The following is a 9,470-nucleotide window of genomic DNA, read 5'->3' as shown; positions in this document are numbered from 1 at the left end:
GAGAAAGAACGGCTAGAGAAAGAGAGGGCTGAAAAAGAAAGGATCCTACGCCACAAAATTAAGACACTTGGAGTCTTTTCAATTGTCATTTTAATTTTAGCCGGACTTGCATTTTCTCAGAAACTAATTGCTGAAGAAAAGAGTAATCTTGCTGAAGAAAAGACTAAAGAAGTAGAGAAGCAGAGCCATCTTGCTGAAGAACAGACAAAGCTAGCTGAAGAAAAGAGCCATCTTGCTGGAGAACAGACAAAGCTAGCTGAAGAACAGAAACAGATAGCTGAAGAACAGAGAAAAATAGCCGAGACGCAGAAGCAGCTTGCTGAAGGACAGAGAACAAGAGCCAAGAGTCAGAAACAGCATGCTGAAGAAAAGACAAAAGAAGCTGAAGAAAAGACGAAAGAAATTAGTGCTTCGAAATTAAATTTACAATCCAGTATTCTCTCTCAAGATCCTAGGACTCTGGATAAAAGTGTTCTTCTTGCTATCGAATCATTTAATATTAGCAGAACATCGACCGCTGATCAGTTAATACGCCAGGGATTGTTACTCATACCTCATAAAGTTGTATTTTTGAATCATGATCAATGGGTGAATGATGTTGTATTTAGTCCTGATGGAAAATACGTTTCTACGGCGAGTAATGACAATACCTCACGTTTATGGGATGCACTTACAGGTAAAGAGATTTTAGTTTTGAATCATGACGCTTCGGTGAATAATGTCGTATTCAATCCTGATGGAAAATATGTTGCTACTGCAAGTGCTGACAATACCGCACGTTTATGGGATACATCGACAGGTAAAGAGATTTTAGTTCTGAAACATAATGGTCCAGTGAATAATATCGTATTCAGTCCTGATGGAAAATATATCGCTACGGCGAGTGATGACAATACCGCGTATTTATGGATATGTAATACAGAAGATCTTATTAATCAAGCTAGCCATCGTTTAACCCGAAATCTTACACCAAAGGAATGGAAACAGTATATGGGTAATGAGCCTTATCATAAGACATTTCCAAATTTACCATAAAAGTTCGTGAATATGGGACTTACTCACTTAATGTATAAAATCAAGCACATTCGACATTGTGACTGGTTTAGTGTTTTACATCTGGAGACTTAATGCAGGAACTTACGTAATTGAAGTACAAAACCAATAGCAATAAACTCATAACTTCCAAATATCCAAATTATAACTATGACGTTTATTGCACTTGCTTTTTTCCATCGTAAGTGCGTAAGCCCTATTATTATAACCTTCGTAAAAAAGAATATATCATCATTGATTTAATCCTAAATATTTTCCATGAAAGGAATGAGTAATGAAGCTATTGCTGATGTTTTAAGGATACAGTCAGCTACTTTAAAGCAATAGTTAGACTTGCATCTGAGTGTAGCATAATGGCAAATCAAATGACGCTTTACTGTACCCGTTTCAACTTCTGTAGAGAGCATGTGGAATTAAAGTATAAAGATGGAAGAAGCGTTGGATGTAAAAATACACCTGCAAGAGAAGCAGGGATTATAGATTCAAAGTGGACACTAAAAAATGTTTTTTTAAATCTGTTTAAAAGACGAGATTAAATTGTCGGGTATACCAGCACTTCCCACCGAGGAATATTCTCCTGGTCCAAGATCCCAATAACGACCTCCATAATTTGGATATTCATAGAATCTCCATGTACCTGACATGACCTTAATTGATGATATCTTGTCGTTCAATCCAACGCTTGGTTGATCATAAGTAGCGTCAAGATTTTCTCCCCCAAAGTTAATAAGCCCATATACAATTACTTCTGCTGCGCTTACTGTTCCAGCTGTTGCAGATATCACAGAAAAGGCCAACAATAAAACGTACAGTATCTTCCTCAAAGTACCGAATATCTCTTTTCCCATAATACCATACTCCCAAAGTTTATATTCAATAAAGTTTTAGTTTTTCAACTGTTTTTCCTAGCAGACAGCTTGATATAGTCAAATTGAATCATTTTTGCAGGTATTGCAATCTGGCTGTATTCCCAAGTTATTGAACAGGGCCCTATAAGTTAGCAATTTCCAATTTCCACGTATGATCAGTTATTTTTCTGCCATTGCTGGAGTTCCCTTGAAACCATTTTCTTTTTCAGAGTCAATTTTTAATCGAGAATGTCTTAAAATCCAAAAGCATTTCTCCTATTGGAGAACAAATCACGTTAATTTCAATTTTAGATCATAAGTTTTCTGGAATTCAGATACACACTAATCTTAAGTTATCACTCTATCTCATAGGACTATATGCACTCAAAATATAAAATCAAGTACAGTAAACATTAAATGTTACCGTTTTTTGGTTCAAATGCATGAGTCCTATCTCAATTAGGATCAAGTTTAATTTTAAGATATGATCTTAGTTCTCAAATTCTGAATAAAAACTCAAGTTTCCAACAATGAAAATTAATTTAAAACTTTTATTAATGTGAGAATAAAGGTTGTTTTTGGGATGAACTCCCCTTTAAATAACCTGCTACGATTTGAATTCCGATTGATAAGTTAATTCTTTTTAAGAAGTGTTCGGGATATAATTATTTGTGATTATTTATTATTTTGACTGGAAACTTATTTATAACTTTAAGTAAGTATACACATTACTTAATTAAAATAATAAAACAGAAGGGATCTATATGTCAAAAAAATCTACAATAGGCGACACTCCAAAAGCAGGGGCTAGTTGTGGAAAACCTCAGGCAAAGGCTCCAGCTGATAAGTCATCAAAGAAGGAAAAATCAGCCAAAAAAGGGAAAAAAGAAAAATAATTGAAACAAATCAGTTCTTCAGGTAGTAGCTTATCATTTCAATCGACACCCGGGAAATATGGAGCATAATAAAATTTGAAAGTCTGTTATAGAATATATAACCTGATGCATAATAAAAGAAATTCAGAAATGTATCCTATAACAGATACAAAAAACCAATAAGTTACTGCCTGAGTGACTTTCCTTAAAGCAGATTTTTGGGCTGTTTATGTGTAGGCAGCACAGGCAGCTTCATTGTATTAATTAAGGTCAAGTACAACTCCGTCAAGCTTCTAGATTCCATCGATTATACTGTCAATCGGATCAGTTTCGATAAGTCCGGACATTCTATCACCGATTCTCTTTCTTTTTCTACGTCTTCAGTTTGTTTGGAGGAAGGTTTTTAAATTGATTGCTAGACATAAGAATTAATAAAGGAACATAATAAATGGAAAAGACTAAACTCAAGATTTCCTCAAGAAAAGCGGAGATGGTACATTGACAGAAAATCCTTTACAGGTTATTGTGGATCAGGACCCTGAATTATTTACCCTGCTTGAAAATACACGTGAACTTGCTTTTGTGGAAGGCGGAATTCCTCTCAAGTACAAATTCCTGCTTGCAATGTCCCTGGATGCAGCTAACGGTGCAGTAAACGGAGTAAAATCCCTTGCAACTCAGGCAATGCAGGCAGGTGCAACAAAAGAAGAAGTAATGCAAGCAATAAGGATAACTCAGTACATTTTTGGAGTTGGAAGCGTTTATACAGCCTCAGAAGCCCTTAAAGGAATATTATAACTTTAAAAGCGTTAAAAATTGTAATAGATCCATCGAATTATTCGTCTTACAGAATATTTCATAAGGCTTTATCTTATTACTTCTTATGTTAAGTAAAAAGCTACCTTTAAATTATTTTATACTTAATGAATATTTTAAATGTTATTTAATACTATTTAATATAATATATTAAATAATATATTAAATAGTATATTAAATAATATTTAAAATATTATTTTTAAATATCATTTTTAAATATTATATTAGGAGAACAAGATGCCGGATTTTTTTTGACTTTTAACTCTTTTGGGTTAGTAATTTATAACATTTTTCGAACAGAATCGAATTTTTACATCAACTTGGATTTTTTTATATATCGAATCAATAACATTTTTGAATTGACATTTTCTACATTTATGAATCCTAGATGATTTATTTCTTCAATAAAGTCATGATAATGTATAATTACGTTAATGATGTCATTTTAAAGGCACCGTTCTTCCAAGCTGGGACTCGGGGTGGAAAACTATTAAAAATCAGGAAACAACTTAAAAGCAGAAAGGTAATGGAAATGCTGTACAGAAAAGTACCACAAAATGGAGATAAACTTTCTATACTGGGATTCGGGTGCATGCGTCTTCCAGTAAAAGAAGACGGTACGATAGATGAGGAAAGAGCCACTAAGCAAGTACGCTATGCAATTGACCATGGAATAAACTATATTGACACGGCCTGGCCGTATCATATGGGAGAAAGCGAGCCTTTCCTTGGCAGAGCTCTTGCTGATGGATACCGCGAAAGAATCAAGCTTGCTACAAAACTTCCCTCCTGGACAATAAAAAACCGAGAGGATATGGATAAAATCCTGAATGCCCAGCTTGAAAGGCTCAGGACGGATCATATCGACTATTACCTTGTACACGGACTCGTGGGGGCTTTATGGGATAAAATGGAAAAGCTTGATGTTCTTGGTTTCCTTGACAGGGCAAAGGCTGACGGTCGAATCGTAAATTCCGGCTTTTCGTTTCATGGGTCAATTGACGATTTCAAACGAATCGTGGACGCATATCCCTGGACTTTTTGCCAGATACAGTACAATTTTCTGGATGAAAAGAACCAGGCAGGAACGGAAGGACTTGAGTATGCCGCTTCAAAGGGTCTGGGTATTATTATCATGGAACCTCTGCGCGGAGGCAAGCTGACAAAACTGGTGCCTCCTGAAGTTCAGGAGATCTGGAATGAGGCTCCTATAAAACGCACACCTGCAGAATGGGCTCTTCGCTGGGTGTGGAACCGACCTGAGGTTACGGTTGTGCTTTCAGGCATGAATGAGGAATCCCATCTTGAAGAGAACCTGAGAATTGCGAATGAAGCCTATCCGAATTCCCTGAAAGAAAACGAACTGCAAATTGTGAAAAAAGCAGAACAAAAATATAGGGAGATTATGAAAACAGGCTGCACAGGCTGTAGATACTGTTTACCCTGTCCTTCTGGTGTGGACATTCCTGGCTGCTTTGAAGTATATGACAACTTTTACCTATCAGGAAATGAAAAAGAAGCAAAACTTATGTATGTGGCAAAGCCAGGTGGGATAATAAGAGGCGATGTACCAGGATATGCTTCCCAGTGTATCCAATGCGGACAATGCACTGAAAAATGCCCGCAACATCTGGATATTTCTTCCTTGCTTAAGGCCGTGGAGGAGAAATTTGAGGGAAAAGACCTGAAGGGATGGAAGGTTATAGCAAAAAAAATGTTCGGGAAGGAATAAAAAGCGTTTTAGAGAACATAAAGGTTTTGAGGATGAATAAAAGTAAAATAATAAATCAATAATCCTTTTTAGCCTTTTAATGCATTATCCGAATATACAATTGCCTAATATCTTCTATTGCTTTTTCATTTAGCATTCCTTTCCTATCGAAAAAGCTATTCCAAGCTTACATCTCATATCATAATAGTCTCCATTTCCAGAATTGTATATAGCAGGCCTGATTTTCTAATATCTGGATTTCCTTTTTCATCGAGTACAGATTAATCGGCCTTGATGTCCAGAATTTCTCCTACAAAGAGAGTATGAAGTCCTATCTCAAGGGTATGCAGAAGTTTGCACCCTATTAAGACCGGAAACTCTCCCACTTATGGGGCAGGCACAAGCTCGCTTCTTACCGGTATAAGGCAGGCTGCCTCAAACTTATATCCATCTCTTCCGCTTGCGATTCCTATGTAATCGGCTTGCCTTAAATATTCTTCTGACGGAATGCTGACCGTAAATGCTCTGTTTTCCATAATACAGGATAGCTATAAGTCGCTTTTCTTAAGGATATGCTGATGCATGGAGGGTTCGAACAGTAGGTTCCTGCCCAGGCTATAGTCATGGCAGTTGGTTTTCCGTTCATGTCATAGGTATCGATAACCCATGTTAGGGCCGGAAATGTGAGTGGTTTTGCTCCTACTGATTGCTTCATGCTTTTATTTTTCTTTTCAATAGGTGAAAAGAGAGAACGAGACTGGTGTGAGGAGCCATTTTATTGATTTTCACCGAATCTTATAAATGCTATTGACTTGTAGCAAGATTAGCTCTTCAGGATTCTTAATTTCTGTATATTGAATTACAAGTTAATCCTTTAATACACGGGCCAAGCCTTAAAATTTTCAAAGCCCTTCAATATTTAAGGCCTTCTTTTTTTCGAACCTGGGGAATTTTGCAATCTCCTTGTAAGTCGCCACCTCCGGCAGAAAAGCTGAGGATAAAAACATCTGGGAAATATAATATTTTTAGTATATTGAGAATTTAATATGCTGGAAAAATCGGGCAAGTATGATATTTCAGAAAAAGCTTATTTTTTAAAGTAGAAAAATATTGCTCGAGGATAGAAAAGCAACATCAGTTAAGCTATATACAATAGAGAGAATCTCTAACTGATAATCATTGAGTAAAAGGATAACAGTTTCTGGAGCTAAATCCGGAAAATGCCTTAAACGCTGTACATAGTATGAAAAACATACTTATCAATGGTTATTGTGTGGCTTAAAAAGCTTATGAGTGTGAATTTACGTTAACGGGATGTGGAGCCCGTTAAGGATCTAAATACAACAAAATTGAGATCCTGAAAGAAAGGCAGTTCTCTGCCAGATTGGATTTTAAGAAAAAAGGAGATTTTCAATGGCAAAAGATGAAATATTAAACGCTTTAGCTGATGCTGTAGTTGAAGGCGACGAAGAACTTGCAGAAGAATTCGCACAAAAAGTCCTTGAAGAAGAACTTGATGCGTATGAGGCAATCGTTGACGGGCTTGCAAAAGGCATGAAGATTATAAGTGATATGTATGAAAAGGGAGAAGCATTCGTGCCAAGTCTTCTTCTTGCAGCCGATGCAATGTATGCAGGAATGGAAATTCTCACCCCTTACATTAAGGTAGATGGAAGTGCCGCTCCCCAGAACGTAATTATAGGCACTGTGGAAGGAGACGTCCACGATATAGGAAAGAACCTCGTTAAGACAATGATGACTGCAGCCGGCTTCAATATGATTGACCTTGGCTGTGATGTGCCGCTTGGAAAATTTGCAGAGGCTGCAAAGGAAAACAAAGCAACAGCAATTTCCATGAGCACCCTGATGACCACCACAATGGGAGGAATGGAAACTGTTATCGAACAGCTTCAGGAAGAAGGTATAAGGGATTCTCTTGTGGTTATGGTAGGCGGTGCACCTGTTTCAAAAGAATATGCAGAATCCATCGGAGCAGACGGCACGGCTCTTGATGCAAGTGCAGCAGTCGAAACCCTTACCGCTCTTGTCAGCGAGATTTCGGAGAATGCCTGGAGCGAATCCGCACTTGTAGAAAGTAAAATGAAGTATAAAGAGTCCCTTGCTCAGAAAGGAGTAAAAGAAAATATCGATATCGGCCTTGTAACCGCCGAGAAAGTTATGGCAGAATTTGACTCCGTTATCCCCAAGTTAAATGAAACCATGACAAAGGCAGAGAGGTTCACCGCCTCACTTGAAGATAAGAAAGTCGATAGGCTTCCGATTGCAACCCTTGCTTGCGGTGTATCTAGAAAATTCGTGCCCTGCAGTTATGTTGACTACTCTACAAAGGCCGAAAAATATGCAGCTTGTGTGGAAGCAGGTATCAAATACTTCAATATGGACACCTTCGTGGGACTGACCGATCTCTGTGTTGACGCAGCAGATTTCGGAGCAACTATCAGGTACCCTGAGGAGGATACCCCTGCAGCTATAGGACACCTTGAAGACTATGAAAAACTGGAAGTTCCGGAAATCAAGGAAGGCACCCGTGCATATAACCTTATCCAGGGCAATAAACTCGCAACCGAGAAGGCACACGCTCTTGGAGCACCCATGACAGCCCTGATTGAAGGCCCAATGGTGGCTCTTACCCAGATCATGGGAGCAACTCGTGTACTATCCGATCTCAGAACCAACCCGGATGTTGTCCTTAAGGCTCTTGACAAGACTACCACCTATGTTGAAGAGATCATGAAGGGTATGTTCGAGGAAGCTCAGCCTGATAATCTCTGTATGGTTACCCTGTGGACAAATAATGTCATCCTCAGCGCTGATGAATATATGAAGTCCGAAGGTCAGGTCATGCAGAACAGGATTGCACCTCTCTATAAGAAGTATAACAAGCCGACCGTTATCCACAATTGTTCCGATGCCCCACACTGGGATCTTATCAACAAATGGGATACAAAGTACTACAGTTACACTTTCTATCCGGATGAGGTCAATAAAGGTTCCAAAGACCACAAATATCTGATCAACAATTACGGCAAGGAAACTATGTTTGCCGGTGAAGTCAGTCCAATTATCTTCCTTGATAACAGCCCAGAGGGCCTGGAAAAAATGAAGGCCGACACAATTGCGCTTCAGGAGAGCGTACTTCAAACCCTTAAAGAAAACGGAATGCAGTCCAAATATGCGATTGCAACAGGTTGTGAAGTACCCCCAGGAGCTCCCTGCGATTCCATTACTGCCCAAACCTATACTGTGGCACAGAAGGGCCCGGAGATCTACAAGAAAATTATGGGATAAAATCGGTTTTACAGAAAAGTGGGCTTCTACTTGTGCATAAAAGGATAGGCTTTCAGCCTATCCTGTATTTTTAGTTATATAGAGTGCATGTAGACTCCCGAAATTCGATTATTGAGACCCATCCTATAAATTACACATATGGATCAAGCCCTGTAAGGTCAGCCTTTACAGTCTCTTCATTTTCCGGGCCGCCTATAAAAACGAATCTGACAATGAAAAGCCCTGAGAATTACTTAGAATATGCTGAAAAGTGTTCCCAATCATAGTGATTTTGAAACCCGGATTAATTGTGTTTAGATAGAATCTGAGTATGCTTTGAGAAAACAGGTTGAATTTACAGCAGGGAAAAAAGATGGCAAGCGAATTAGAAACAACTCCTCCTGAAAGCCAAGATGGCATTGCAAAACTTGCTCGAACAGTTCGAGAGAAAATCTTGATTGACGAGCCTGTAAAAGAAGACGGGCTTATTGACCAGCTTGAACGAGCAGCGACTGAAATCGATGATTTGCTGGGCTCGTCTTTTGGTCCAAGAGGCATGAACAAAATAATAATAAACCCTGTAGGGGATATTTTTGTCACAAGTGATGGCAAGGTAATTTTGAAGGAAATGGATGTGCTCCACCCGATTGTGACCACACTTAAAAAGCTTGCCGAGTCGATGGATAAAGCCTGCGGGGACGGAACAAAAACTGCTGTTATTTTAGCAAGCAACCTTATAAAAAACGCAATCGAACTGATAAGACAAGGTGTACACCCAACAACCGTTATAGAAGGATATGAGCTTGCCCTGAAAAAAACGTACGAGATGATCCAGTATAGTGTTAAGCAGGCAACGGAAGAAGATGTGCGGACAACAAT

The 9,470-nt window shown here is 38.5% G+C and carries 9 protein-coding genes; 7 read left to right on the top strand and 2 right to left on the bottom strand.

All coding sequences use genetic code 11. The features are described from left to right. Together BP861_RS05830 and BP861_RS05825 are read left to right on the top strand one after the other, a co-directional pair. Positions 1-1,035: WD40 repeat domain-containing protein (locus tag BP861_RS05830; RefSeq protein ID WP_413788521.1), on the top strand; the 1,035-nt coding region annotated here is incomplete at its 5' end. Between the two features lie 371 nt (positions 1,036-1,406). Further along, positions 1,407-1,589 carry a hypothetical protein gene (locus BP861_RS05825; RefSeq protein WP_292373509.1) on the top strand — a complete coding sequence of 61 codons (183 nt, stop codon included), beginning with the start codon at positions 1,407-1,409 and terminating at the stop codon, positions 1,587-1,589. Here BP861_RS05825 and BP861_RS05820 read toward each other — a convergent pair. Further along, entirely contained in the window at positions 1,563-1,901 is a 339-nt protein-coding gene (locus tag BP861_RS05820; protein WP_292373485.1) for a beta/gamma crystallin family protein, read from the bottom strand. The genes BP861_RS05825 and BP861_RS05820 overlap by 27 nt on opposite strands. Before the next feature lie 764 nt (positions 1,902-2,665). Here BP861_RS05820 and BP861_RS05815 point away from each other — a divergent pair. The 3 genes from BP861_RS05815 (at position 2,666) to BP861_RS05805 (ending at position 5,324) form a co-directional block, all read left to right on the top strand. After that, entirely contained in the window at positions 2,666-2,797 is a 132-nt protein-coding gene (locus BP861_RS05815; protein WP_292373483.1) for a hypothetical protein, read from the top strand. Between the two features lie 477 nt (positions 2,798-3,274). Beyond that, entirely contained in the window at positions 3,275-3,574 is a 300-nt protein-coding gene (locus BP861_RS05810) for a carboxymuconolactone decarboxylase family protein (RefSeq protein WP_292373481.1), read from the top strand. 550 nt (positions 3,575-4,124) lie between these two features. After that, positions 4,125-5,324 (top strand): aldo/keto reductase, encoded by a 1,200-nt coding sequence (locus BP861_RS05805; protein WP_292373479.1) that lies wholly within the window; start codon positions 4,125-4,127, stop codon positions 5,322-5,324. A gap of 365 nt (positions 5,325-5,689) precedes the next feature. Here BP861_RS05805 and BP861_RS05800 read toward each other — a convergent pair whose 3' ends face one another. Continuing rightward, on the bottom strand, positions 5,690-5,839 hold the full coding sequence (locus tag BP861_RS05800; protein ID WP_292373477.1) for a hypothetical protein: 150 nt from the start codon (positions 5,837-5,839) through the stop codon (positions 5,690-5,692). 877 nt (positions 5,840-6,716) lie between these two features. Here BP861_RS05800 and BP861_RS05795 point away from each other — a divergent pair. Both BP861_RS05795 and BP861_RS05790 read left to right on the top strand, forming a co-directional pair. After that, on the top strand, positions 6,717-8,612 hold the full coding sequence (locus BP861_RS05795; protein ID WP_292373475.1) for a uroporphyrinogen decarboxylase family protein: 1,896 nt from the start codon (positions 6,717-6,719) through the stop codon (positions 8,610-8,612). A gap of 352 nt (positions 8,613-8,964) precedes the next feature. Beyond that, the coding region (locus tag BP861_RS05790; protein ID WP_292373473.1) for a TCP-1/cpn60 chaperonin family protein at positions 8,965-9,470 on the top strand (506 nt) is incomplete at its 3' end.

It is taken from the genome of Methanosarcina sp. UBA411 (assembly GCF_002495725.1).
In the GTDB taxonomy this organism is placed as follows: Archaea; Halobacteriota; Methanosarcinia; order Methanosarcinales; family Methanosarcinaceae; genus Methanosarcina.
The sequence above is the reverse complement of the archived record's forward strand: the minus strand, read 5'-3'. Positions and strand labels throughout refer to the sequence as shown.